This window comes from Nesterenkonia sandarakina (genome assembly GCF_014138825.1).
Taxonomy (GTDB): Bacteria; Actinomycetota; Actinomycetes; order Actinomycetales; family Micrococcaceae; genus Nesterenkonia; species Nesterenkonia sandarakina.
The window spans coordinates 2,310,388-2,334,296 of sequence record NZ_JACJIH010000001.1 but is presented as its reverse complement, the minus strand read 5'-3'; the positions used below and the strand labels follow the sequence as shown (position 1 = coordinate 2,334,296).

At 68.3% G+C, this 23,909-nt stretch carries 22 protein-coding genes; 7 read left to right on the top strand and 15 right to left on the bottom strand.

Going from position 1 to position 23,909, the window contains the following annotated elements; genetic code table 11:
* Positions 1-41: 41 nt before the first annotated feature.
* Positions 42-3,101: an AMP-binding protein gene (locus HNR24_RS10570; protein ID WP_182495727.1), complete on the bottom strand. Its 3,060-nt coding sequence runs from the start codon at positions 3,099-3,101 to the stop codon at positions 42-44.
* 115 nt (positions 3,102-3,216) lie between these two features.
* On the opposite strand from HNR24_RS10570, the gene HNR24_RS10565 reads away from it, so the two are divergent.
* Positions 3,217-3,909, top strand: a complete 693-nt coding sequence (locus HNR24_RS10565) for a GntR family transcriptional regulator (RefSeq protein ID WP_058887838.1) — start codon at positions 3,217-3,219, stop codon at positions 3,907-3,909.
* 13 nt (positions 3,910-3,922) lie between these two features.
* On the top strand, positions 3,923-4,771 hold the full coding sequence (locus HNR24_RS10560) for an IclR family transcriptional regulator domain-containing protein (RefSeq protein WP_058887839.1): 849 nt from the start codon (positions 3,923-3,925) through the stop codon (positions 4,769-4,771).
* Positions 4,772-4,844: 73 nt separating this feature from the next.
* Here HNR24_RS10560 and HNR24_RS10555 read toward each other — a convergent pair whose 3' ends face one another.
* From HNR24_RS10555 to HNR24_RS10540, 4 genes are read right to left on the bottom strand one after another with little or no spacing between them, the layout of a single operon-like run.
* Positions 4,845-5,210, bottom strand: a complete 366-nt coding sequence (locus HNR24_RS10555; RefSeq protein ID WP_058887840.1) for a hypothetical protein — start codon at positions 5,208-5,210, stop codon at positions 4,845-4,847.
* The gene (locus HNR24_RS10550; protein WP_083504641.1) at positions 5,207-6,178 is read right to left on the bottom strand and encodes a DODA-type extradiol aromatic ring-opening family dioxygenase; all 972 of its coding nucleotides are present in this window, start codon (positions 6,176-6,178) and stop codon (positions 5,207-5,209) included. The genes HNR24_RS10555 and HNR24_RS10550 overlap by 4 nt, the downstream gene beginning before the upstream one ends.
* Before the next feature lie 2 nt (positions 6,179-6,180).
* Positions 6,181-7,017, bottom strand: coding sequence for a citryl-CoA lyase (locus HNR24_RS10545; RefSeq protein ID WP_058887841.1), 837 nt, complete (start codon positions 7,015-7,017; stop codon positions 6,181-6,183).
* Positions 7,017-8,264: a CaiB/BaiF CoA transferase family protein gene (locus tag HNR24_RS10540; protein ID WP_083504704.1), complete on the bottom strand. Its 1,248-nt coding sequence runs from the start codon at positions 8,262-8,264 to the stop codon at positions 7,017-7,019. The genes HNR24_RS10545 and HNR24_RS10540 overlap by 1 nt, the downstream gene beginning before the upstream one ends.
* A 253-nt stretch (positions 8,265-8,517) precedes the next feature.
* Between HNR24_RS10540 and HNR24_RS10535 the strand changes: the two genes are divergently transcribed.
* Entirely contained in the window at positions 8,518-10,008 is a 1,491-nt protein-coding gene (locus tag HNR24_RS10535; protein ID WP_058887842.1) for an amidohydrolase family protein, read from the top strand.
* A gap of 128 nt (positions 10,009-10,136) precedes the next feature.
* Here the strand turns inward: HNR24_RS10535 and HNR24_RS10530 are convergent, their stop codons facing one another.
* Positions 10,137-10,658: a DoxX family membrane protein gene (locus HNR24_RS10530; protein ID WP_182495726.1), complete on the bottom strand. Its 522-nt coding sequence runs from the start codon at positions 10,656-10,658 to the stop codon at positions 10,137-10,139.
* 179 nt (positions 10,659-10,837) lie between these two features.
* On the opposite strand from HNR24_RS10530, the gene HNR24_RS10525 reads away from it, so the two are divergent.
* Both HNR24_RS10525 and HNR24_RS10520 read left to right on the top strand, forming a co-directional pair.
* Positions 10,838-11,134 (top strand): cory-CC-star protein, encoded by a 297-nt coding sequence (locus HNR24_RS10525; RefSeq protein ID WP_375139276.1) that lies wholly within the window; start codon positions 10,838-10,840, stop codon positions 11,132-11,134.
* Positions 11,135-11,147: 13 nt separating this feature from the next.
* A complete protein-coding gene (locus HNR24_RS10520) occupies positions 11,148-12,128 on the top strand; it encodes an ArsA family ATPase (RefSeq protein WP_058887844.1) in 981 nt (326 codons plus the stop codon).
* Between the two features lie 65 nt (positions 12,129-12,193).
* Here HNR24_RS10520 and HNR24_RS10515 read toward each other — a convergent pair whose 3' ends face one another.
* From HNR24_RS10515 to HNR24_RS10500, 4 genes are all read right to left on the bottom strand, one after another.
* On the bottom strand, positions 12,194-12,841 hold the full coding sequence (locus HNR24_RS10515; protein WP_058887845.1) for an alpha/beta hydrolase: 648 nt from the start codon (positions 12,839-12,841) through the stop codon (positions 12,194-12,196).
* 6 nt (positions 12,842-12,847) lie between these two features.
* Positions 12,848-13,807: a VOC family protein gene (locus HNR24_RS10510; RefSeq protein WP_182495725.1), complete on the bottom strand. Its 960-nt coding sequence runs from the start codon at positions 13,805-13,807 to the stop codon at positions 12,848-12,850.
* Between the two features lie 41 nt (positions 13,808-13,848).
* The gene (locus tag HNR24_RS10505) at positions 13,849-15,033 is read right to left on the bottom strand and encodes a maleylacetate reductase (protein ID WP_058888140.1); all 1,185 of its coding nucleotides are present in this window, start codon (positions 15,031-15,033) and stop codon (positions 13,849-13,851) included.
* 167 nt (positions 15,034-15,200) lie between these two features.
* On the bottom strand, positions 15,201-16,580 hold the full coding sequence (locus HNR24_RS10500) for a sugar porter family MFS transporter (RefSeq protein ID WP_058887847.1): 1,380 nt from the start codon (positions 16,578-16,580) through the stop codon (positions 15,201-15,203).
* A gap of 102 nt (positions 16,581-16,682) precedes the next feature.
* On the opposite strand from HNR24_RS10500, the gene HNR24_RS10495 reads away from it, so the two are divergent.
* Positions 16,683-17,147: a GNAT family N-acetyltransferase gene (locus tag HNR24_RS10495; protein ID WP_058887848.1), complete on the top strand. Its 465-nt coding sequence runs from the start codon at positions 16,683-16,685 to the stop codon at positions 17,145-17,147.
* A 15-nt stretch (positions 17,148-17,162) separates the two neighbouring features.
* On the opposite strand, the gene HNR24_RS10490 is transcribed toward HNR24_RS10495, so the two are convergent.
* The 4 genes from HNR24_RS10490 to HNR24_RS10475 form a co-directional block, all read right to left on the bottom strand.
* A complete protein-coding gene (locus HNR24_RS10490; protein WP_182495724.1) occupies positions 17,163-18,329 on the bottom strand; it encodes an acyl-CoA dehydrogenase family protein in 1,167 nt (388 codons plus the stop codon).
* 108 nt (positions 18,330-18,437) lie between these two features.
* Positions 18,438-19,352 (bottom strand): HpcH/HpaI aldolase/citrate lyase family protein, encoded by a 915-nt coding sequence (locus HNR24_RS10485; RefSeq protein ID WP_182495723.1) that lies wholly within the window; start codon positions 19,350-19,352, stop codon positions 18,438-18,440.
* A gap of 145 nt (positions 19,353-19,497) precedes the next feature.
* Positions 19,498-20,457, bottom strand: a complete 960-nt coding sequence (locus tag HNR24_RS10480) for an electron transfer flavoprotein subunit alpha/FixB family protein (protein ID WP_182495722.1) — start codon at positions 20,455-20,457, stop codon at positions 19,498-19,500.
* The gene (locus HNR24_RS10475) at positions 20,454-21,269 is read right to left on the bottom strand and encodes an electron transfer flavoprotein subunit beta/FixA family protein (RefSeq protein WP_259392438.1); all 816 of its coding nucleotides are present in this window, start codon (positions 21,267-21,269) and stop codon (positions 20,454-20,456) included. Before HNR24_RS10475 ends, HNR24_RS10480 begins: the two co-directional genes overlap by 4 nt.
* 552 nt (positions 21,270-21,821) lie before the next feature.
* On the opposite strand from HNR24_RS10475, the gene HNR24_RS10470 reads away from it, so the two are divergent.
* Positions 21,822-22,565, top strand: a complete 744-nt coding sequence (locus HNR24_RS10470; RefSeq protein ID WP_182495721.1) for a sunset domain-containing protein — start codon at positions 21,822-21,824, stop codon at positions 22,563-22,565.
* Between the two features lie 82 nt (positions 22,566-22,647).
* On the opposite strand, the gene HNR24_RS10465 is transcribed toward HNR24_RS10470, so the two are convergent.
* Entirely contained in the window at positions 22,648-23,883 is a 1,236-nt protein-coding gene (locus HNR24_RS10465) for an alpha-hydroxy acid oxidase (protein ID WP_058887854.1), read from the bottom strand.
* Positions 23,884-23,909 lie beyond the last annotated feature (26 nt).

Genomic DNA, 23,909 nt, shown 5'->3' with positions numbered 1-23,909 from the left:
GTCTACTCCTGACTTGCGGTTGAGGTTTCTTGAGGGAGCATTCAGCTGCTGAAGAGCTCTGTGTACTGCTTGCGCAGCTGCGCCTTCTGGACCTTGCCCATCACGTTGCGCGGCAGCGCGTCCACGAAGCGGACGGCGCGGGGCTGCTTGAAGCGGGCCAGCTCACCGGCGAGCGCCTGCAGGATCGCGGTCTCCTCGGGGGCGTCGTCGCCGGTCGGGACCACCACGGCCACCAGACCCTCGCCCAGATCCGGGTGCGGCACCCCGATCACGGCGGATTCGAAGACACCGGGGTGCTCGTCGATGAGTCCCTCGACCTCTTTGGGGTAGATGTTGAATCCCCCGGAGATCACCAGATCCTTGTCGCGGCCCACGATGCTCAGGTAGCCCTGCTCGTCGATCACGCCGAGGTCTCCGGTGATGAAGAAGCCGTCCTCGCGGAACTCCTCGGCGGTCTTCTCCGGCATGTTCCAGTAGCCGGCGAAGACGTTGTCGCCGCGCACCTCGATGATCCCGACCTCACCCTGGGGCAGGCTTGCCTGGCTCTCTCGGTCCACGATCCGCACCTGGACCCCGGGCAGCGGGTGTCCCACGGTGCCGGGTCGGCGCGGCCCGTCGCGGTAGGGGTTGGAGGTGTTCATCCCGGTCTCGGTCATCCCGTAGCGTTCCAGGATGGCGTGCCCGGTGCGGGCCTCGAAGGCCTCGTGATCACTTGCCAGCAGCGGAGCGGAGCCGGAGACGAAGAGCCGCATCCCGGCGCAGGCCTCGGCGCTGAGCTGCTGCGAACTCAGCAGCCGGGTGTAGAACGTGGGCACCCCCATCAGCACGGTGGCGCGGGGCATGGACTCGAGCACGGCGTCCGGATCGAACTTGGGCAGCCAGATCATGGAGGCGCCGGAGACCAGGGTCATGTTGACCGCCACGAAGAGGCCGTGGATGTGGAAGATCGGCAGCGCGTGGATCAGCACGTCTGCTTCGGTGTACTCCCAGGACTGGATCAGTGAGGCGCAGTTCGCCGCGAGGTTCCCCTGGGTCAGCACCGCACCCTTGGAGCGGCCGGTGGTCCCGGAGGTGTAGAGGATCGCGCCGGGATCTGATGCGCGCAGCTGCGCGACCTCGGTGTGCTCCTGCTCCGCGGCGAGCAGCGTGCTCTCTCCGCCCGCGCCCAGGGTCTCCACGACGATCCCGTCCTTGCCGCGCTGCACGTGGGCCGCGGTCTGGCTCGGGTCGCAGACCAGCACCCGAGGCGCGGCGTCGGACATGAAGTAGTCCATCTCGGCCCCGGTGTAGGCGGTGTTCAGCGGCAGGTACACCCCGCCCACCTGGAGGGTGGCCAGGTAGAGCGCGATGGCCTCCGGGGACTTCTCCACCTGCGCAGCGACCCGGTCACCGGGTACGACGCCGTCGCCGATCAGCTTCGTGGCGATGCGCCGGGAGGTCTGGAGCACCTGGGAGTAGGTGAGCGTGCGTCCCTCCGGGAGGTGGAACAGCGGCTTCTCCGGATGGGTCTGGGCCTGCCGGAGGAAGCCTTGATAGATGCCGTCAATCTGGTGGTCCACTGGTGTGGTTCCCTTCTCGCTGCTGCTGTCTGTTCTGGAAGAGTCGGTGGTGGTGCTGGCTGTGCCGGGTGCTGTCCCGGGGCCGGTAGGTGCGTCAGTGCTGGCTGTGCCGGATTCGGCACGGGCTGTGCCGGTGCGGCTGCCCGCACCGGAGGGAAGCAGGCCCCAGACCTTCTCCCCCACCGCGATGTCCCCGTGCCGGACGTAGTCCTCATGGCGCTGCTCCACCAGGGCGGGGTCGTAGCGGTAGTTGATCATCGCCCCGTAGGACTGCTCCCACATGTAGTCCGCACTGCTGGCCGCGGTGTGAAGCTGCCAGGCGGTGGCCCCGTTGCCCAGGTGGAAGCGGGCCACCGGATCCACTGGCTGACCGTCCGTGCGGCGTTCCACCGCGACGTAGTGCGCCAGCGCCGCGGTGAGCCGCTCGGGAAGCCGCTTCGCGCCGGGCGCCTGAGCTCCGGCTGCCGCGGAGAACTTCGCTGCGCCGCTGGGATCGACTGTGCGGTTGGGATCCGCAGGGCTGTGGAGCTCGACAGGGCTGTTCAGCTCCTGGAGGTCCATGTGCAGCGCCGCGAGTTCGGCGGATTTCGCCGTCCGGGCCTGTTCACGCAGCCAGCTGCGGAACCCTGGGATCGGGGAGAGCGTCACGAAGTGCTGAAGATGCGGCAGCTCGGCGGAGACCTGGTCGATGACCTGCTTGATGAGCAGGCTGCCGAAGGAAATGCCGGCCAGCCCTTCCAGCGAATTGTTGATCGAGTACAGCACGGCCGTATCTGCCTTGGCCGGAGCGAGCTCTTCGGTGGGGGCCAGCAGCGGTGCCACGCTGCCGGGGATCCCCCTCACCAGGGCGACCTCCACGAAGATCAGCGGGAGCTCCCCGGTGGCGGGGTGGAAGAAGGCATAACAGGTGCGGTCCTTCGGCCGCAGCCGGCGCTTGAGATCATTGAGGTCGCGCATCGGGTGGACCTTCTCGTAGCGCAGCAGATGATTCTTCATCTCCCGCGAGGAGTCCCAGCCGAGCTGTTCCATCCGCAGGAAGCCGCGGTTGAACCAGGACTGCAGCAGGTGCCGGAAATCCCGGTCCAGCGGAGCCAGCTCTGGGTGGTCCCGGAGCGCCCGGCGCAGGTCGGCGCGCATGTTGACCAGGTGCAGAGTGCCCTCGGGGGCGTGGTTGAGTCGCCGCAGCAGCGCCTGGCGGCGCGGCTCGCTGGCGTCGAAGAGGTCGGCCAGTTCGGCCTGTCCCTCCCCGGCGTCCCACCGGGCATAGGCGTGGCGCAGCGCCTCAGGGTTCACGGCATAGGAGTGCAGCATATGGGCGAAGAACTCCGCCCGCGCGGCGGCATCGAGCTCCCGGTAGGTGGCGAGCGCCCGATCGGCCACGGCCCGCATGGACGCTTCTCCCAGGTCCCCCATCAGCACCGCACAGCCCGCGGTGAGCTGAGCCAGGCCTTCGGATCCCGGGGTCTGCACGCTCGGCCGAGGCTTGTGCCCGCCCAGGCTGCGCAGCAGATCTGCAAGCAGCCATCCCTGCGTGGTTGCCATGATCCCTCCCTACGTGTATATCAGTAGCCGTGATGTATATAACAGCGACTATAGGGGATTAACGTGATCCACGCCACACTCTGTGGCTGGCGATATGCTCATCAGAGGAGGTGTCATGGTCCGAGTCCCGGAATCCCAACGGGTGCGTGATGCGCTGGAGAACGCCATCGTCGACGGACACTACGGTCCCGGGCAGCGTCTGGACCCTGCCAAGCTGCAGGAGGAGTTCGGCTGCTCGCGCACCCCGGTGCGGGAGGCGCTGCAGGGGCTGGAACGTTCCGGACTGGTGCGCATCCGCCCCAAGCAGGGCACCTATGTCACCGAGCTGAGCCTGCCGGAGCTGGCGGAGCGCTTCGAACTGATGGCTGAGCTTGAAGGCATGGCCGCACGGCTGGCTTCGAGTCGGATCGAGCGCGAGCCCTTGGCAGAACTGGGCAAGGCGCTGAAGGAATGTGAGCGCTTCGAGGCACTCGGTGACGCCGATGGCTACTACTACGCCAACGCCTTGTTCCACGGCATCATCTACGACTCCTGCGGCAACGGGTATCTGCAGCAGCAGGCACACCATCTGCGACGCGTGCTGCAGCCCTACCGGCGACTGCAGCTGCGCGCCCCCGACCGTATGCGTCGCTCCCTCGCCGAGCACCTCGCCATCGTGAACGCGATCAGCACCGGAGACGGTGAGACCGCGGAGAACACCGCCCGTGACCATGTCCTGGTCCAGGTCAAGGAATTCAGTCAGCTCGTGCGGACCTGGACCAGACTGCGCGAGGCCCGCGCCGATCGCATCCACACCGCGTCCTCCTGAAGAAAGGAACCAGATGTCACCGGAACGCAGTCCCGAGTTCATCGAAGCGATCTCGCGCGGGTTGTCGGTCATCAAGGCCTTCACCCCCGAGTACCCCAGCCTCACCCTGAGCCAGGTGGCGAAGGCCACGGATCTGGCGCGTCCCACCGCACGCCGGATCCTGATGACCCTGCAGGAGCTGGAGTACGTGCGCGCAGAGAACGGCGCCTTCGCCCTGACCCCGCGAGTGATGGAGCTCGGGATGGCCTACGTGAGCTCCCTGGGCCTGTGGGACGTGGCGAGGCCTCATCTGGAGGCGCTGGTCACGCGCACCCACGAGTCCGCCTCGATGTCCCAGCTGGACGGCCCGGACATCGTCTATGTCGCCCGGGTTGCGGTGCCGAAGCTGATCGGGCTGCGAGTGGACATCGGGACCCGCTTCCCGGCTCCGCCGACCTCCCAGGGCAAGGTGCTCTTGGCAGACATGGAGCGTCGGGAGATCCTGCAGCGGCTTTCCGAGGCTTCGCGCTCCTCGGTGATCCCGGTCGTGCAGTGGGACCAGAAGTCCTTCCTCGAAGAGCTGGACCGGGTGAAGCAGCAGGGCTACGCACTCGCCGATGAGGAGCTTGCCCGTGGCATCCGTTCCATCGCCGTGCCGGTCCGTGATGCCCATGGCCGAGTGCTGGCCTCGATGAACACCACGGTCCATGCCGCCGAGACCAGCGTGGAAACGCTGCTGAACAAGCACCTTCCTCCGCTGCGCGAGGCCGCTGCGGCGGTCACCGAGGATTGGACCCGCTGGCAGTCACTGCCCAGTCAGGTCCGCGAGCGCGACGCCGCCGACGTCGGACGCATTCCGCTGCTGGCCTCCCCGGAGGAGTAGCCCAGCCAGCCCGTCCAGCCAGCCCGTCCGGCCCGCAGCCCCCGCCGTCGGGGACAGGGCTGGAGCGGCTCACTCACATGGCGACCGAGGGGTAGTCCCGGCCGGTCCAGTGGCCCAGCTTCTGCGCCATCTCGGTCTGGAACGCCAGCGGGCCCTTGGCTGCGGCGTACTCCTCGTCGAAGAGTGCGATGAACAGGGTCAGGTTCAGGAAGAAGTGGGCGCCGTGCTCGAAGAGCCATACGTAGTCGTGGGTGGCCAGCGCTTCGCGCTCTTCTTGAGTGAACTCCAGCCAGCTGGTCTGCTCCACCGGATTCAGCCAGCGCCCGACCTCCTTCTCCCAGCGGAGGACGGTGGCCCGCGGATCCTCGCGATAGCTGGCCACCCATTCGGGGTCACGATCGATGGTGAAGAGAAACTTGTTGACGTAGTACTTGCTCATGCCTGCTCCTGACTCACGCGGAACTGATCCCAGGCCGGATCGGAGGCGTAGATCGGGCCGGTGCTGGCCTCCGCGGTCTCCGCGGCCCGGGCGGCCGCATCGAGCTGACCGCGAGTCTTGTTCGGGTACCAGGTCATGTACATCTCCCGGGTGTGGAAGAGATCCAGGTGATCGACGTAGTCGGCGTGGACTCCGGGGCCGGCGATGCCCATCATCAGCAGCAGGTCCATGAAGCCGTGGGTGGCGTTGCCGGCTCCGGCCATGGACTCGTGGGTGACGTTGGCCAGGATCGCGTCGATATTGCCGGTGGAGAGCCATTCGATCGCATCTGCGTCGAAGAGCGGGTCGGGTCCGTGCTCGCCGAACTGGCGGGGTCCGCCGAGCTCCAGCGAGAGGTGCCCGGTGCCGATGGCGGCGACCTTCTTCTCGCTGGGGAAGCTGTCGATGATCTCCCGGATGGCCCGCCCCACCTGGTAGAAGCGACGCGGGGAGGGCAGCGGGGGAACGAAGATGTTCGTGTAGATCGGCACGATCGGCAGATCCGCCTCGGGGCGGACCGTGATGATCGGGCAGATGATGGAGTGATCGATCTTCAGCTCGTGACTGACCGAGAAGTCGAAGTCCTTGCCCAGCAGCTCTTCGTGCATATAGCGGGAGAGCTCGATGTCCCCGGCAAGGGTGTACTTCGGGATCCCGAACTCGCGCTCCTCGTTGTAGAAGGTCGCGTCGTAGCTCTCCTGCTTGCCGATCAGGAACTGCGGATAGTTGTCCAGCCAGAGCTGGTGGAAGTGATCCGCCCCGACCATCACCAGGATGTCAGGCTCCGCGGCGGTGAGCGTCTCGCGGTAGGCCTCGACCTTGCGCTGCCAGTCATCGGCGAAGGGCGGTCGCTGATCCTCCGGGGACGTGGTGGCCTTGTAGTAGAACGGGTGATGGGTGCTCGCGAGCACCGCGGTCAGCTCTGCCATGCTCAGATCTCCTTCGACTCACCGGCGTCCTCGCTGCTCAGCGGGACGAACCTCGCATTCCGGTCCACGTGCATATAGATGTCATTGGCGATCGGGTTCCGCCGCTCCTCCGCGATCTGTCCCAGCAGCCCGGCGGTGCGGGCGAGCAGGGCGAAGCCGCGCAGGAAGTCCACCGGGAGGCCCAGGTCGGCCAGGGCTGCTCCGCAGACCCCGGCGCCGTTGAGCGGCAGCTTCTTGCCCAGCACCTCTTCACTGACCCGGCCCATGGCCTCGAACAGGCGCAGATGCTCCCCGCGGGTGCCGCCCTCCTCGGCGATCTGGATCAGCCGCGGGGTCCGCGGGTCCCCTTGCTTGTGCACCGGATGGCCCAGACCGGGAACGATCTGCTTCGCGGCCCGCGCCCGGGTGATCGCCTCCCGCGCCAGGGCGTCGTAGTCCGCCTCGCTGCTGCGCTCGCCGTCGTCGGCCTGAAGCACCTGGTGCAGGAACCTCCCGGTGTCCTCGGTGACCCCGAGGAAGCGAGAGCCCCCGCCGAGCAGGCCGGCGGCGATGGCGCCCTGGATGGACTCCGGGGCAGAGAGGTAGGTCAGCCGGGCCGCGATCGCGGTGGGGGTGAAGCCATGATCGGCCAGTGCGACCAGCACCGCCTCGAAGGTGCGCAGCTCACCGGGGGTGGGCCGGCGAGTGGCGGTCATCCAGAAGGCCAGCTCGGCGAACCCGACCTTACCCATCAGGTCCTCGGAGAGGGACTGGCCCATCAGGCTGATCTCCTCGGTGGTGGAGGTCCCCAGCGAGGTGGGGTAGCTCGGCGTCTGTCCCTCGTGCGCTGCGGTGCTCATCAGTGGGTCCTCTCGGCGGGGTGCTGCCCGCTTCGCGTGGGAGCCGGCTGCTTCAGCCAGGCCTTGATCTCCTCGGTGTGCTCGCCCAGCTGCGGCGGGGCCAGCTCATAGCGCGGAGTCATGGTGTTGAAGCTCAGCGGATGCCGGACCCCGGGCACTGCGGACTCCCCGCTGCCCACCTGGACCACCGGCTTCAACCCCAGCGCCTCGGCGTATTCCACCCCCTGTTTGATGGTGTTGATCGGCCCGCAGGGCACCCCGACCTCGTTGAGCTTCTCGAAGAGCTCCTGGGCGGTGTGCTTGGCCAGCTCCGCCTCCAGGATCGGGCGCAGCTCGTCACGGCGGTCGGTGCGGTCTCCGACCTCGGCGAAGCGCTCATCCTGGGCGATCTCCGGGATTCCCAGCACCGTGCAGAGCCTGCTGAACTGAGTGTTGTTCCCGGCGGCGATGATCACGTCGTCGTCGGCGGTGGGCATGGCCTCATAGGGGTAGAGCGAGGGGTGGGCGTTGCCCATCCGCATCGGGGTGGTGCCCCCGCCCACATAGGCGTGGGTCTGGTTCACCAGGCCGGACATGGCCGAGGCCATCAGGGACGCCTCGATATGGGTGCCGTCGCCGGTGCGATCGCGCTGGCGCAGCGCGGCGAGGATGCCGATGGTCGAATGCAGCCCGGCCATCACGTCGAACACGCTGATCCCGGCGCGGTAGGGCGGGCCGTCCGGGGAGCCGGTGAGGCTCATCAGCCCCGACATCGCCTGGACGATCAGGTCATAGCCGGGGTACTTCGCGCCCTCCCCCTCGGTGCCGAAGCCGGTGATCGAGGAGTAGATGACCTGCGGGTTGGACTGCGCGACGGCGTCGTAGTCGAGTCCGAACTTCTTGAGTCCGCCGGGCTTGAAGTTCTCGATCACCACGTCGGCGCGCTGCGCGAGCGCCTGGGCGGCGGCCAGGTCCTCGGCGTCCTTGAAGTCCAGCACGATCGACTTCTTGTTCCGGTTGATCGCCGCGTAGTAGGTGGAGACCCCGTCCGGACGGCGGGGCGGGACCCAGGTGCGAGTATCGTCTCCCCCGGCGTTCTCGACCTTGATCACCTCGGCTCCGAGGTCTCCCAGCAGCATGGTGGCGTAGGGGCCGGCGAGCACCCGGGAGAAGTCCGCGATCAGGATGCCCTCCAGCGGCAGCCCGCCGCCGGTCTGTTCGGGCTGCGCACCTCCGGCGCTGGTCTGGTCTTGATGGTGCTGGCTCATCTCGGAGTCCTCCTTCTGCGAGTCCCACACAGGTCCCGCCACGCCCGGACGTGTCGTCATACGGACACTCGTCCGCATGTATCGTGATCAGTTTCACACCGGCTGCATGCGGCCGTCAACCCCGGGATCACCTGGACCAGAGTCCCTAGACTGGATCCCTGAGACCGACTTCGCGAGGTAAACGGACCCTTGTCCACTGTGCGAACGGCCGCTATCGTGAGCACCATCACAGAGAACTTCAACGGAGGCTGATATGAGTTCTGAAGCCGCATCCAACGGCACCGGCGCGCCCGTCCTGTTCAAGAACGGGATCGTGCTGACCATGGACAAGCAGCACAGCGTCTTGACCCGGGGCGACGTCCTGGTGCTGGGTGACACCATCGCGGCCATCGGCCCGGACCTCGAGGCACCCGAACATGCCCGGGTGATCGACGCCGAAGGCGGGATGATCACCCCCGGCTTCATCGACACCCACCGGCACATGTGGCAGACCGCCATGCGCGGCTACGGCGCCGACTGGACGCTCACCCAGTACTTCGTCTGGAACTACTTGGAGCACGGCAAGAAGTTCCGACCCGAGGACATCTATGCCGGGAATCTGCTCTCCGCCGTGGAGGCCATCGACTCCGGGGTCACCACCTCGGTGGACTGGTCCCACGGGCTCTCCACCGTGGACCACGCCGATGCCGCGGTGGACGCACTCCAAGAGGTCGCCGGGCGCTTCGTCTTCGCCTATGGCAACATCCACGCCGGGCCCTGGGAATGGTCCGCCTCACCCGAGTTCCGCGACTTCGTGGAACGTCGGATCCCCCGCTCCGGAGGCCAGCTCGGCGATGACATGCTCGGATTCCAGATGGCCTTCGACGTCACCGGTGACCCGGAGTTCCCGGAGAAGAAGGCCTTCGAGGTCGCCCGGGAGCTGGGCGTGGGCGTCACCACCCACGCCGGCGTCTGGGGTGCGACCAACGACGACGGCATCCGGCTCATGCACGAACACGGATTCATGGATGAGAAGACGGTCTATGTCCACGCGGCCACCCTGAACCAGGACTCCTACCAGCGCATCGCCGCCACCGGGGGCGCCGCCTCGGTCTCGGCGGAGTCTGAATCCAGCTGCGGGCAGGGCTACCCCTCCTCCTGGCAGCTGCGCAAGCACGGGATCCCGGTCTCCCTCTCGGTGGACACCTCGGTCTGGTGGAGCGCAGATCCGTTCGCCGCCATGCGTTCCACGCTCAGCTCCGACCGGGCGCGCGAGCATTTCGAGCACCACGCCACCGGGGAGACCTGCACCAACCTGGGCCTGCGCGCCGACCAGGTGGTCGGCTGGGCCACCCATGGCGGCGCAGAGGCACTCGGGATGGAAGACTCCATCGGCTCCCTGGAGGTCGGCAAGAAGGCCGACATCGTGCTGATCAAGAACGATGACTCCCCGGCGATGTTCCCGATCCTGAACCCGCACGGCCACGTGGTGTTCCAGGCCCAGCGCGGGGACGTGCACACCGTGATGGTCAACGGGCGGATCGTGAAGCATGCGCACAAGCTGGTGGATGTGGACCTGGCCAAGGTGCGGCGCACCGTGGAGGCGACCGTGGAACACATCGCCGCGGAGCTGGGACAGGCAGAGTGGGAGGCCGGGATGAGCCCGGAGGTTCCGGAGACCAAGATCCTGGACAACCCGTACACCTACACCGAGTACCGCACCGAGAAGACCCATACCGCCCAGGGGCGCGGCCCCGAGGCGTGAGCGGGCCGAGTGCCTGGACTTGATCCCGGCACTCGTGGTGCGCCCGATGTACGGGAGCTGCGCTGCGAGGGGAGCACAGCCCCCGCGAGCGCAGCCCCCTTCTCCTGCGCTGCGAGTCGCGGCGGTCCTCAGCCGGTGACCCCGGCGCGGCGAACCAGCAGCGCGAAGGGCACTGCGGCGATCCCAGCCGCAACGAGGATCAGGATCCCCACCCAGGTGGCCGGCGCCTGGATCAGCGTGCTCCAGAGCTCACCGGAGATCTGCGCATCCACGGCATAGGCCCCCGCCCCGGTGAAGCCCAGCACGGCGGCGGCGGCCGCGAGCACATAGGGATACTCCCCGCCCCCGGCGATGTTCCAGAATGCCCCGGAGTTCAGCTGCATGGTGATACCCGCCACCATCATGGTCCCGGCCGCGAGCAGCGCCCCGATCGGTGTGAGCAGACCCAGGAGCAGCAGTGTGCCGGCGAGCAGCTCGGAGAGTCCCGCAGCGAGCACCATTCCGCGGCCCGGTCGCAGCCCCAGGGAGGCGAAGATCTCCCCCTGACGGCGCAGCCCGTTGCCCCCGAACCATCCGGCGAGCTTCTGGCTGGCGTGGGTGAAGAGGATCAGCGCCAGCACCAGGCGCAACAGCAGCAGACCGATGTCCATGATCACCTTTCATTCAGCGGACGAGTGTCCGTTGGGCAAGTGTCGCCCGCCGGCACTCGCTCGTCAAGGGTTTCCCCGCTGCCTGCGGCACCAGTCATCCGACCCTGGGGCGCTGCTCTGGCGTAGCATGAGGTGCCTCACACCAGTGAGCAGGATCTCTCGGAGGAAGGGGAAGGGCCGTGGCACATGCAGCTGGCCATCAACCCCGAGCCGAGGAGCCGGCCAGCCTGTGGAAGCGGTTCAACGCCGGGCTCCACGAGTTCTACGTCGCCCCGTACCGGCGGGTCTTCGCCCGCGCCAAGCGCGATGAAGAGGACCTGTTCATGATGCTGGTGCTCTCCGAGGCGCTGGGCCTGCCGAACCCCGCCTCGGGGATGACCCTGGAGCTGCTGCCCGAGATGCTGGACCGGATGCATGAATGGCACACCCGCCAAGGGTTGGAACACTCCCCGATGGATGGACTCAGCTGTTGCTGAAAGGACTCGGTACATGCTGCTGGAGCTGATTCAACGACGTCGCGTGCTCTTCCTCGGCGGCAAGGGCGGGGTCGGCAAGACGGCCACCGCCTCTGCAGCGGCGCTGCACCAGGCCGCCTCCGGGCGACGCGTGCTGCTGGTCTCTACCGACCCGGCGCATAATCTGGGCCACCTGTGGGACCAGCGCGTAGGTGATGAGCCGGTGGAGCTCTACCGCAACGACACCACCGGCGGGGTGCTGCGCGGGGTGGAGATCGACCCGCAGCGCACCATCGACGAGCACCTGGCGGAGGTCGGCGCCACGCTGCGCGACTTCATGCCGGAACACCTCCACCCGCAGGTCGCCGCGCATCTGAAGCTCTCCGCGCACTCCCCCGGCACCCATGAGTCGGCCATCTTGGAACGCATCGCCGTGCTGATCGAATACGGGCTCGACGCACATGATCTGATCGTCTTCGACACCGCCCCCTCGGGTCATACGGCCCGGCTCATGGCCCTGCCGGAGATCATGTCCACCTGGATGTCTGGACTGCTGACCCGGCGCAGCAAGGCAGAACGCTTCGGTGCGGCGGTGCGGGTGCTCGACGGCGACGATGACCCGGCGTCGAACGCTCCGAGCAACCGGGATCAGCGGATCCGGCAGGTGCTGACCCGCCGCAAGGCACGGTTCGAGATGCTGCGCGAGGTGCTCAGCAACCCCAAGACCTGCAGCTTCGTGGTCGTGCTGACCCCCGAACGACTCCCGGTGCTGGAATCCGTGGAGCTCTGCGCGCAGCTGCGCGAGTCAGGGGTCGACGTCGGCGGCCTGGTGGTCAACCGGCTCACCCCCCGCGACGCCGGGGAATACCTGGCCCAGCGGCGGGAGCAGGAGCAGCGCCATCTGGACTCACTCTCCGAGCTGCTCCCCGGAGTGGCGGTGGACACCCTTCCGATGCTCTCCGGGGATCTGGTCGGCCCGGCGGCGATCCAGCGTCTGGCCCACGAGCTGCGCTGAGCCCCCACTCGCCTGAGTCGAGAGCTCTTCTCCGGCAGCAGGAGTCCCGGGCTGGATCAGCCCGTTCAGCCCCGGGCGTGACGCCTGAGGTATTCGCGGATCCGGGCCACGGCGTCCTCGGTGATGTGGTGCTCCTCGTCGCGGTAGACGCTCAGCGTGGTGACCGCGGCGAGTCCCTCGAACGCCGCGGCGGTGTCCTTCACCCGGTGCAGCGGCACCCAGGGGTCCTCATCGGCGCAGAAGAGCTCGATGGCGCGCCCGCTGAGCCCGGGCTTGGAGGCCGCATCGAAGCTGCGTGGTCGCGGACCCAGGTACCCACCGGTGTGCAGCAGCGCCCCGTCCACCGCCGGCTGGACCGTGAGCAGGTACTCGGCGAGCAGGCAGGCTCCCTGGGAGAACCCGAAGACGACCACCGGGGCGCCGTCGTCCTCGCGGGTGGCAAGCAGCTTCCAGAGCTGATCCTCGACCACCGCAAGCGCCTGGCCAAGCTGAGGCTGGTTTGACTCGAACGGTTCCATGAACTTCCCCGGATACCAGGAGTGCCCCGCGGCGCTGGGCAGCCACCAGCAGATGCCCTCCACGCCGATACGCTGCGCGAGGTCGATGAAGAACTGCGGGCTCTGGGTGCGACCATGGACCCCGTACACCACCAGCCGCGCCTGCTCGGGCTTGGCGCCGTGGTGCACGAGGTCCATCTGGTGATGGGTCAGCACGGCGGATCAGTCGTCCACGCGCAGCGGCTCGAGCTGGGACATGATGTGCTCGCGCTCGTGCTCGAACTGCGGCGGCAGCATGAACTTCCGGCCCAGCTCCTCGGGGGACTCATCGCAGTCCCAGCCGCCGTCGGCATGGGTGACCGCCAGCTCGAAGAGTGCCCCTCCGGGGGTGCGCACGTAGTGGGACTTGAAGTAGGTGCGGTCCTTCAGCTCCGAGATGTCGGTGTAGCCGGCGCCCTCGATCTGGAACTTGGAGGCCTCCTGGTTCTCCAGGGTGTCGAAGTTCCAGGCGAAGTGGTGGTAGGTGCCGGCGGCGAATCGCCAGGTCCCCTGGTCATCGGTGCGGTTGCCGCGGAGCTGGACCCAGTTGCCGAAGTCATCGGAGCCGACCTTGAACCGGGCGACGTCGCCGGCCTCGGAGATCTCCCCGCCGAGGAAGAACACGTCCTTGGCGAAGTCCACCATCCGGTCCTGGTCATAGACGTGGATGCCCATGCCGTAGATCCCGTGCACCGCGTGCTCCGGGGGCACCCCGTGTCCGGGATGCCCGACTCGTCGGTCACCGTGCACCCCCACCAGCACGTATTCCAGACCGCAGGGGTGGTTGAACTCCAGCCGCCGTTCACCGAAGAGCTCGGACTGCCCGTGATCGATCTGCATGGAGCTCAGGCGCTGCGCCCAGAAGTCCAGTGAGTCCGCCGGCACCGCGAGCATCACCTCGCGGGCCTGATTGGTGCCGCGCGTGCCGAACCGTCCCTGCTGGGCCCAAGGGAAGGTGGTGACCACCGCGGAGGGATCGCCGTGGGCGTTGGAGTAATACAGGTGATAGATCGGGATCGAGCCGTCGTAGAGCACGGTCTTCTTGATGAAGCGCATCCCCAGGACCTTGGTGTGGAAGTCGACGTCCTCCCGGGCCTTGCCGACGGAGAGCGTCACATGGTGGGAGCCGAGCAGATACGTCATGGTGGTGCCCTTCTGTGGAAGTGACTGCTGCGTTCTGGGGACTAGGGTGACCTGCTGCCTTCCAGGTGCCGGACGGGACGCTCCAACGCGGAGGCATCCGCTCCGGAGAATGCCGCCCGGATCAGCTCGGCCGCATCGGTGCTGGTCATCTTCCGGGGATTGCTCGCCGGGACGACCTCCAGGATCAGGCCCGCGGCACGGTCCAGGTCGGCCTCCTTGAGCCCGTGGTCCCGCAGCGCACGCGGGGCACCGATCTGGGTGCGCAGCCGCTCCAGGCCGGTCAGCGCGTCTGCGGCGTCGAGGGCCTGCGCAATGCGCTCCCCGGCCGCAGGCGCCTGAGGCAGGTTGAAGGCGAGCACATGGGGCAGCAGCACGGCGTGGGTCTGGGCATGGGGCAGCCCGAAGGATCCACCCAGCATGTGGCAGATCTTGTGGTGCAGCCCGGAGCCGGCCGAGGCGAAGGCCGTGGCGGCGAGGTAGGCCCCGTACTGCAGCTGTTGACGGGCCTGCAGCTCGGCGCCGGGGGAATCGGCGGCCCCTGAGGTCCCTGGGCCCGCTGATCCACCTGAGTTCCCTGATCCACCTGGGTTTCCTGGTCTACCTGGCCCCGCGGCGAGCGGGCTCATTCCGCGACGCAGGGCACCCATGGCCTCACCGGCGAGCAGAGCGTTGAGCGGATCGGCCCGCGGGCCCCAGAGCGAATCGATGCAGTGCGCCAGCGCGTTCATGCCGGAGGCGCTGGCCAGCTCATCAGGGAGATCACGGACCAGCTCGGCGTCGTAGACCACCCCGGCAGGCAGCACGACGTCGTCGGTGCCGGTGGCCTTGGCGCCGGCCTCGGTGACGCCCCAGACGTTCGTCGCCTCGGACCCGGCGTAGGTCGTGGGCACCGCGATGATCGGAGCGCGGGTCTTCAGGGCAACGGCTTTGCCCAGCCCGATGGCGGAGCCTCCGCCCACGCAGAGGATCAGGTCGGCCTGGACCTGGGTCGCGGCGTCGCAGGCGGACTCCACGTCCTCCACGGGAACATGCTGGCGTGCGCCGTCGATCCGGTGCGCGATCCGCAGCGTGGCATGCAGCTCATCCGCGGCAGCGACGGCGCTGCCGGAGGCGATCAGCAGAATCTGCTGGGCCTGGTGACGCGTCACCTCACTCCGGACGTCTCTGGTGAGGTTCCCGACGCCGAAATGGACCTGCTGGCCCAGCGTCTGATGGCTGAAGCTCATGGGCATAGATGTCGCTCCTCCCGCGCAGCGGCGGAGTCAGGACGGCGGGCACCACGACTGGGCGCAAGTTTCGGACAGCTGTCCGAGCGCCATTATGTGATGTAGACCACGCAGTATGTCAAGGGGCTGCCGTCTGACGCTCGGTCAGCACCGGGCGGCAGGCGTGATCATCCCGCCCGGCGGAACGCGGTCTCGATCTGCTCCAGTGTGCGCTCCTTGGTCTCCGGGACCTTCTTGAAGGTGAAGACGAAGGCGGTGAAGCAGATCAGGGAGAACCCAGCGAAGATCCAACCCACCCCGAAGGCCGCCAGCGCCGTGGGGAACAGCAGCGAGACCAGCCCGTTGGCCAGCCAATGCGCGGTGGTGACCACCCCCATCGCGGCCGCGCGGACACCCAGCGGGAAGATCTCACCGAGCACCACCCAGACCAGAGCGCCCCAGCTGACCTGGAACATGAAGATGAACACCGCCAGGCAGGCCAGGGTGGCGATGCCCAGTGCGCCGAGCCCGTCCGGGGCGGGCATGAGCAGGTTCACCGCGGCGAGCACCGCCAGCGCCAGCGAGGTGCCCAGCGCCCCGACCAGCAACATCGGACGCCGTCCCCAACGGTCGGTGTAGCTGATCGCGATCCAGACCGCGACGATGTTCAGCGCCCCGATGATCAGGTTTGAACCGATCGCACCCTCGTCGGAGAAGCCGACGTTCTGCAGCGTGGTCGGCGCGTAGTAGAGCACCGCGTTGATGCCCATCACCTGCTGATAGACGCCCAGCCCGAAGCCCACCCCAAGGATCGAGAGCACCCAGGGACGCCGCAGCGCGCGCAGGCCCGAGACGCCGTCGCGCTGCTCCGCCTCATGGACCTCATGGATCTCGCCGAGCTCCCGGCGGGCCTCCTCGGGGGTCCGGTCGCGCAGCAGCATCTGCTCCGCCTCGGCCTCCCGGCCGCGGTGGACCAGCCAGCGCGGAGTCTCGCGCACCACGGTCAGGCCCAGCGCGAAGAGCACCGAGGGGATCACCGAGAGCCCCAGCATCCAGCGCCAGGACTCCACCGGGGCGAACGCCACCCCGACCACGAACCCGAGGAACTGCCCGATCACGATGGCCAACACGTAGGAGGCGGTGACCCGGCCACGGATCCGCGCCGGGGCGATCTCGGAGAGATACACCGGGAGCACGACGGCGGCCAGGCCGGTGCCCAGCCCGACCACCAGCCGGGCGGCGAAGAGCACCTCGGGGTTCGGGGCGAAGGCCATGCCCAGTGGGGCGATCAGGAACAGGGCCGCGGTGACCAACAGCACCGCCCGGCGGCCGTAGCGATCGGAGAGCCGTCCACCCAGGCAGGCGCCGATCGCGGCGCCGATCATCAGGCCGGTGACGATGGCGCCCTCCGCCCAGCTGCTGAGCTCGAAGTCACGGCGCAGGTACACCAGCGCCGCGGAGATCACCCCGGTGTCATAACCCCAGTTCAGCCCGCCCAGGGCGCCGAAGAGATAGATCAGGGTGGAGCCCCGGCGGCGTTGTGCGGTGGTGGGCGCTGCTGTGCTCATTCGATTCCGTTCTGCTGCTGTGCTCCAGGCCCCAGACGCCGACCTGCGCATGGAACGAACGTCAGACTAGTCCGTGAGGCCACCGGTGGCAGAATATCGAGCATGCGCATCACCGAGGGGACCCTGGATCATCCTGCCGTGCGGGAGCTGATCACCGAGCATCTGCGGGACATGCACGAGACCTCCCCGCCGGAGAGCATCCACGCCCTGGACCTGCAGGGGCTCGGCGGACCCGGGATGACGTTCTTCAGCGCCTGGTCCGAACCCGAGGAGGCGCTGGCCGGCTGCGCCGCGCTCAAGGAGCTGGAGCCCCGGCACGTGGAGATCAAGGCCATGCGCACCTCGAAGGCGGCGCGCGGTCAGGGTGTGGCCAGCGCCATGCTGGAGCACCTGATCAGCGTGGCCAGTGCCCGTGGCTGCACCCGGCTGAGCCTGGAGACCGGGGTGGAGGACTACTTCGCGGCCGCGCGTCGGCTCTACCTCCGGCACGGGTTCACCGAATGCCCGCCCTTCGGCAGCTACCGCCCGGATCCCAACAGCGTGTTCATGACCCGGACCCTGGGCTGAGGCTGGTGGAGGGGATCACCGCAGCTCCGCGGCGATGGTCTCCTTCAGGATCTCGCTGGTGCCGCCGAAGATGGTGAGCAGACGCACCGCGAGGTAGGCCTGGGCCACCGGATAGTCCAGGATATAGCCGTAGCCGCCGTGCAGCTGCAGGCAGGCGTCCACCGAGGACTTGGCCTGCTCGCTGGCCCAGAGCTTCGCCTTCGAGGCGCCGACCAGGTCCAGCTCACCGGCGTTGAACCCCGCCACGGCAGCCGCGACGTAGCGCTCGGTCGCCTCAAGTCCCACCTGCAGCTCCGCGAGCTGGAACCGGGTGTTCTGGTGCTCGCTCACCAGCTGCCCGAAGGTCTCCCGCTGGGCGACATAGTCGCGCGTCTGGCGCAGCACCTCGGCGGTGATCGCCGCGGCTGAGGTGGCGATGCCGAGCCGGCCCTGCGGCAGGATCGCCTTGGCGTATTCCAAGCCCCGGCCCGCCTCGCCGATCAGGTTGGCGGCAGGGATCTGCACCCCGGCGAAGAACAGCTCGGCGGTGTCAGAGGCCGTGAACCCCATCTTCTCCAGCTGGCGTCCCGGCTGGTATCCCGGGTTGTCCTGCTTCTCGACCAGGAACAGGCTGAAGGAGTCCTCGGCGCCGCGCTGACGGACATCGGAGCCGTCGGTGCGCGCCAGCACCAGGGCCCCGTCGCCGGAGATGCCGTTGCCGATGAAGGTCTTCTGCCCGTCGAGGGTCCAGCCGCCGTCGTCGTTCTTCACCGCTTTGGTGCGCACGGCGCGCAGGTCTGACCCGGCGCCGGGCTCGGTGAACGCCACCGAGGAGACGAAGGAGCCGTCCATGAACCGCGGAAGCCAGGCAGTCTGCTGCTCCGGGGTGCCGAACTTCAGCAGCGCCGGGAGCACCCAGTCATCGTGCAGATGCAGCGCGAGGGAGACCGCGAGCGCGCCGGCGCGGGCGAGCTCCTCGTCCAGGATCATCCGGAACCGGTAGTCCCCGAGCCCCATGCCGCCGTGCTCCTCCTGAACCGCGAGCCCGAGCAGGCCGTTCTCTGCTGCCGCGAGCCACATCGAGCGCTCGATCATGTGCGCAGATTCCCACCCCGGGTAGTGCGGGGTGACCTCGCGGGCGACGAACTCGCACACCACCTCGCGGAACTCCTCGTGGATCTCGTCGTAGAAACCGGCAAACATCGTAGGCGGGTGACCTTTCAGGCGGTGGGGGTTCAGGTGGTCGCGGTTCGTGCGGGGGGGGGGTTCAGGCGGTGGGGGGGGGCTGTGCTGCGGCGCGCCAGGCGCGGCTCAGACGACCCTGCCGATGGACTCGAAGCGGGTCAGGATCCGCTGGACCTGGATGATCACCGGCATGTCAATCATCTCACCGCGGAAGCTGAAGGCCCCGGAGAGCTCCGGGTCGGCGCGATGTCCGGCGCCGGGAGCCAGTCCCGCTGTGTTCTCGAAGGCGGCGATGACCCCCTTGGCCCATTCCAGATCCGTGGCCGTGGGGGTATAGGCCTGCCGGATCGGGGCGATCTGCTTCGGGTGGATGCAGGCCTTGCCGATGAAGCCGGAGGCGCAGGCGTCCTCGGTCTCCACCGCCAGGCGCTGCAGATCCGGGACCCGGGTGAAGACCGCGTCGATGATCGGCACCCCCACGGCGCCGGCGGTGAGCAGCAGCCGGTTGCGGGTGAAGCGGATGATCTCCCGCTGCGAACCGTCGCTGGTGCGCGAGGTGGTGCCGCCGATGCCGGCGATCAGGTCCTCGGTGCCCCACAACAGCGCCACGGTCGCCCGGTGCTGGGCCAGCGCGAGGTCATTGAGCACCCCGACCGGCGTCTCGATCTGCGGGATCAGGCCGACGCCGGGCAGCGCGGCCGCCACCCGGTCCAGGACCTCGGTGCGCTCGGCCTTGGAGACCACCACGTAGCGGATCTCGGTGCCGGCGAGGGCACGCAGGTCATCCTCGAGCTCCCCAGAGCCCGGGGCGTTGACCCGCACCAGGGTGCGCGCGGGATCAAGGGACTCCTCCCCCGCGTTCAACGCCTGCACCGCGTTGTCCCGGGCGATCTCCTTGGCCCCGGAGACCACGGCGTCCTCGAGGTCGATGATCACCGCGTCGGCGGCCTCGGCGGCCTTGCCGAAGAGCTCGGGACGGCTTGCCGGGCAGAACATCAGGGCGGGGCCAAGCCCGAAGCGGTCTGAGGCGAGGTGGGACATGGATCTTCTCCGAGCGTGGTGGGCGAGCCGGGGCTGGTGCGGGTACCCGGTCCTGATGAGCGAGCCCGGTGCGGGTGTCGACGCCCGGTGCCGGGGGCCGATGCGGGGGGCGAGCCCGGGGGTGGAGCGGTTCAGACGCGCGGGGTCATCCCTTGCGCCGTCGCAGCTCCTCGGTCATCTGCGGGATGACCTCGTGCAGGTCCCCCACGACGCCGAAGTCGGCGATCTCGAAGACCGGGGCGTCTTCGTCCTTGTTGATCGCCACGATGGTGCCGGCGGTCTGCATGCCGGAACGCTGCTGGACCGCCCCGGAGATCCCCGCGGAGATGTAGAGCTGCGGGGAGACCGTCACCCCGGTCTGGCCCACCTGAGCGGCGTGTTCGATCCAGCCGGCGTCGGTGGCCGCGCGGGAGGCGCCCAGTCCGGCGCCGAGTTCGTCGGCGAGCTCCTCCAGCGGCGTGAAGTCCCCGTCGACGCCGCGGCCCCCGGCGACGACGACGCGCGCCTCCGCCAGGGCGGGACGGGCCGAGACCTTCAGCGCCTCGCGGTGGAGGACCTCCACACCGCCCTGGGAAGGACGCACCGGCAGCACGGTGCCGTCGGGCTGGGTTCCGGCGTCGAGCAGCGCGTCCACCCGCTGCGGGTCCAGGCTGTTGGGCCTGAACGTCGCGATCAGCGGGCGAGTCAGGTCCGGAGCGAGCTGCGAGACCGTCGTGTAGGAGCCGGCCAGCTCAGATTTCGTGGCGACCAGCTCCCCGGTCAGCGCTGCGATGCTGCAGATGATCCCGGTGTCCAGCCGGACCGCCAGCCGGGCCAGGGCGTCGGTGACGTCCGCCGTGGAGGAGCCCAGGATGACCTCGGCTCCGCATTCGGCCACCGCGGTCTCTAGCAGGTCCACCACGGCAACCTCGGGGGCGGGCAGGCTGGCCTCGGCCAGGTAGACCTCGCCGACGCCGCTGATCGCCAGCGCCGGGGTGGGGTCACCCTGGTAGGCGCCGATGGCGATGTGGACCTCTCCCAGTGACTGGGCCTGCGCGATCAGCTCGCGCTGGGTGGAGCTCAGCGTCTCGCCGAGGACATCGAAGAAGACCAGGACATTGCTCACAGCAGACGCTCCTTCGCCAGGAACTCGACGATCTTCAGACCGGCGTCCCCTTCATCGGTGATGATCTCTCCCGCGGTGCGCGCGGGGCGGGCCTGGGTGCTCAGCACCCGGACCTTCGCGGTGACCTCTTCGGCGCGCAGCCCGAGGTCGGCAAGGCTGAACCGGGTCAGCGGCTTCTTCTTCGCGGCCATGATGGCCTTGAAGTTGGGGTAGCGCGGGTCGTTGGCCTGATCGGTGACCGAGACGACGGCGGGCATGCGCACCGCGACCTTCTGCGACTCGGTGCCTCCGGAACGGGTGACGATCAGGCGTTCCGGCTCCAGCTCGAGCCCGGTGGCGTAGGTGACCACGTGGGCGCCGAGACGCTCGGCGAGCTGGGCGGGGACCGCGCCGGACTCGCCCTCTTCAGAGGCCATACCGGTGAGCACCAGGTACTCCGGTTCGCCGGACTCGAATTCGGCGGCCCCTGCAACGGCCTCGACCGCGGCCTTCAGCGCCACCGAGGTGGCCCAGATATCGGCGCCGATCAGGGCGTCGTCGGTGAGCTGGTAGCCGTCGTCGGCCCCGATCTGCAGGGCCTTCTTCACCGCCGTGCTGGAGCCGGCGGGGCCCATGGTCAGCGCGGTGACCCGGACTTCTCGGTCCTGCGCCGCCTCGCGCAGCTGCAGCGCGGCTTCCAGGGGGTATTCGTCGAGTTCGCTGAGCACGCCTTCGGAGCGGTCGATGCGCGCCTCGGCGTTGTACCGGCGCTCCAGCTGGGCGTCCGGGACCCATTTGACCAGGGTGATGATGTGCAGGGGTGCATTCACCATGCGGTGCTCCCGCCTCACTCTCGAGATGTATGGAGAAACAGACCTTTTCCATGGTCGCATGAAACCCGGCTCCTGGCAGGGTCGTGAAGCCCCACGACACCTCACCCCGAGCCCCGTCCACCCCACCCCTCCTGGCTGGTTGAGTTCTCCGGTTCCGACGTGCCCACCGGAGAACTCAACCAGCCAGGAAAAGTTGGCACGCTGTGACCGGTGGAGATTCGCTTGTCTGACTATATGATCACTCTGTTCAGGAGTGGATCCTGCTACCGCCCCGTCCCGCGCAGCGGACGCCTCACACTGGAGACGAATGCCATGGGAGCCTCCCAGCATTGGCGGACCTTCACCTCGGTCCTGACCACCACCGTATTGGCCGCCACTCTGATCGGGGCTTCAGCGCCGCCGCCAGAGCTGACGACGGCGCCGCTCAGCCACTCTGCACTCAGCCACTCTGCACTCAGTGCCTCCGCGCCGGCGGATCTCCCGCTGAGCGGGGCCCCGGCGTCGTCGACGGTGTCCGCGGCCGCGCCCGCTGCAACGCCTGTGGTGCCGGAAATGAGCAGGACTGCACTGAAGACGCTTCGCGCGCCCACCCCGACGATCTCCGGAGCGGCCGCGGTGGGCACGAAGCTCACCGCGAAGCCGGGCACCTGGACCAGCGGGACCGCTCGCAGCTACCGGTGGTACGCCGACGGCAAGGCGATCAGCGGTGCCACGCGCAGCACCTTCACCCCGAGCACCGCACAGCAGGGCAAACGGATCACCGTGCAGGTGACGGGGAAGCGCTCCGGCTACAGCACGGTCACCCGCACCTCGAAGGCCACGCTGAAGGTGGCGCGGTCCTCCACCCCGAAGATCACCGGCTCGGCGACCGCGGGGAAGACCCTCTCGGCCAGCGTCGGGACCTGGACGTCCTCGACCTCGTTCTCCTATCAGTGGCGCGCCAACGGCACCTCGATCAAGGGCGCGACCAGCCGGACCTATAAGGTGGCCAGCGCGCACACGGGCAAGCGGATCTCCGTGGTGGTGACCGGCAGGAAGTCCGGGCACACCACGCTGACCCGCACCTCGGCCTCGACCGCGACGGTGCAGAAGGCAGCTCCGGCGAAGCGACCGACGAGTGTCAAGCACACATCGTCCTCCTGGAACTGCCCGAAGGACTATCCAATCAAGGGCAACGCCAGCTCGCGGATCTACCACATGCCCAGCGGGCAGTACTACGACCGGACCAATCCGGAGTACTGCTTCGCCACCGAGTCCGCCGCGCGCTCGGCCGGGTACCGCGCGTCCCAGCGCTGACCTCTCCCTTTTCCTGGCTGGTTGAGTTATCCGGTCGGAACGTCACCGCCGGATAACTCAACCAGCCAGGAGGGGTGGGGCCTCAGCGGGCGCGGGGGACGAGCCGTTCCAGCTGGGTCACGTGCTTGGGCCCAAGCTCGGCGAGGTTCGGGACCTCCAGCAGCTTCATGGTGCGCTGGACCTGATCGGCGAGGATCTCGATGGTCCGGTCCACCCCGGCCCGGCCGCCAGCCATCAGACCGTAGAGATACGCCCGCCCGATCAGGGTGAACTTCGCGCCCAGGGCGATCGAGGCCACGATGTCCGCGCCGTTCATGATCCCGGTGTCGATGGTCACCTCGAGGTCCTCGCCCACCTCGCGGACCACCTCGGGCAGCAGATGGAACGGCACCGGGGCGCGGTCCAGCTGCCGGCCGCCGTGGTTGGAGAGCACGATCCCGTCCACCCCGAGGCTGGCAAGCTTCTTCGCGTCTTCGACGTTCTGCACTCCTTTGACCACCAGCTTGCCGGGGAACAGCTCCCGGATGATCTTCAGGTCCTCAAAGCTGATCGAGGGGTCCATCGCCTTGTCCAGCAGCTCCCCCACGGTGCCGCCGGTGGAGGAGAGCGAGGCGAACTCCAGCGGCGGGGTGGTCAGGAAGTCATACCACCACCAGGGCCGTGGGATCGCGTTGAGCACGGTGCCCAGGCTCAGCTGCGGCGGGATCGAGAACCCATTGCGCTTATCCCGCAGCCGTGCCCCAGCCACCGGGGTGTCCACGGTGAAGAACAAGGTGTCGAACCCGGCCTTCCCGGCGCGCTCGGTGAGCGCATAGGAGATCTCACGGTCCTTCATCACATAGAGCTGGAACCAGTTGCGCCCGTGCGGGTTCGCCTCCTTCACCGCCTCGATGGAGGTGGTGCCCAGCGTGGAGAGGGTGAACGGGATCCCCGCAGCCCCGGCTGCGGTCGCCCCGGCGATCTCGCCCTCGGTCTGCATCAGCCGGGTGAACCCGGTCGGGGCGATCCCGAAGGGCAGCGCGGAGCGCCCGCCGAAGATCTCACACGAGGTGTCCACTTCGGAGACATCACGCAGGATCGAGGGGTTGAACTCGATGTCCTGGAACGCCTCCCGGGCACGGGTCAGTGAGAACTCGCCCTCCGCGGCGCCGTCGGTGTAATCGAACGCCGCCTTCGGGGTGCGCCGCTTCGCGATCTTGTGCAGGTCCTCGATGGTCAGCGCCGCATCGAGCCGGCGACGGGAGGCGTTGAAGTCGAACTTCTTGAACTTCATCAGCGGCGCGATGTCGCGCGGCTTGGGCAGTTGACGCTGAACCATGTGATGCTCCTAGACCGGTCGCTTCG

Coding starts and splice junctions, on each gene's coding strand:
- HNR24_RS10535 (WP_058887842.1), top strand. CDS start 8,518: ATGAGTTCTGAAGCCGCATCCAACGGCACCGGCGCGCCCGTCCTGTTC.
- HNR24_RS10500 (WP_058887847.1), bottom strand. CDS start 16,580: ATGAGCACAGCAGCGCCCACCACCGCACAACGCCGCCGGGGCTCCACC.
- HNR24_RS10565 (WP_058887838.1), top strand. CDS start 3,217: ATGGTCCGAGTCCCGGAATCCCAACGGGTGCGTGATGCGCTGGAGAAC.
- HNR24_RS10505 (WP_058888140.1), bottom strand. CDS start 15,033: ATGAGCTTCAGCCATCAGACGCTGGGCCAGCAGGTCCATTTCGGCGTC.
- HNR24_RS10540 (WP_083504704.1), bottom strand. CDS start 8,264: ATGAGCCAGCACCATCAAGACCAGACCAGCGCCGGAGGTGCGCAGCCC.
- HNR24_RS10490 (WP_182495724.1), bottom strand. CDS start 18,329: ATGTTTGCCGGTTTCTACGACGAGATCCACGAGGAGTTCCGCGAGGTG.
- HNR24_RS10530 (WP_182495726.1), bottom strand. CDS start 10,658: ATGGACATCGGTCTGCTGCTGTTGCGCCTGGTGCTGGCGCTGATCCTC.
- HNR24_RS10550 (WP_083504641.1), bottom strand. CDS start 6,178: ATGGCAGAGCTGACCGCGGTGCTCGCGAGCACCCATCACCCGTTCTAC.
- HNR24_RS10545 (WP_058887841.1), bottom strand. CDS start 7,017: ATGAGCACCGCAGCGCACGAGGGACAGACGCCGAGCTACCCCACCTCG.
- HNR24_RS10485 (WP_182495723.1), bottom strand. CDS start 19,352: ATGTCCCACCTCGCCTCAGACCGCTTCGGGCTTGGCCCCGCCCTGATG.
- HNR24_RS10470 (WP_182495721.1), top strand. CDS start 21,822: ATGAGCAGGACTGCACTGAAGACGCTTCGCGCGCCCACCCCGACGATC.
- HNR24_RS10495 (WP_058887848.1), top strand. CDS start 16,683: ATGCGCATCACCGAGGGGACCCTGGATCATCCTGCCGTGCGGGAGCTG.
- HNR24_RS10510 (WP_182495725.1), bottom strand. CDS start 13,807: ATGACGTATCTGCTCGGCTCCCACCATGTGACGCTCTCCGTCGGCAAG.
- HNR24_RS10475 (WP_259392438.1), bottom strand. CDS start 21,269: ATGGTGAATGCACCCCTGCACATCATCACCCTGGTCAAATGGGTCCCG.
- HNR24_RS10560 (WP_058887839.1), top strand. CDS start 3,923: ATGTCACCGGAACGCAGTCCCGAGTTCATCGAAGCGATCTCGCGCGGG.
- HNR24_RS10465 (WP_058887854.1), bottom strand. CDS start 23,883: ATGGTTCAGCGTCAACTGCCCAAGCCGCGCGACATCGCGCCGCTGATG.
- HNR24_RS10520 (WP_058887844.1), top strand. CDS start 11,148: ATGCTGCTGGAGCTGATTCAACGACGTCGCGTGCTCTTCCTCGGCGGC.
- HNR24_RS10570 (WP_182495727.1), bottom strand. CDS start 3,101: ATGGCAACCACGCAGGGATGGCTGCTTGCAGATCTGCTGCGCAGCCTG.
- HNR24_RS10555 (WP_058887840.1), bottom strand. CDS start 5,210: ATGAGCAAGTACTACGTCAACAAGTTTCTCTTCACCATCGATCGTGAC.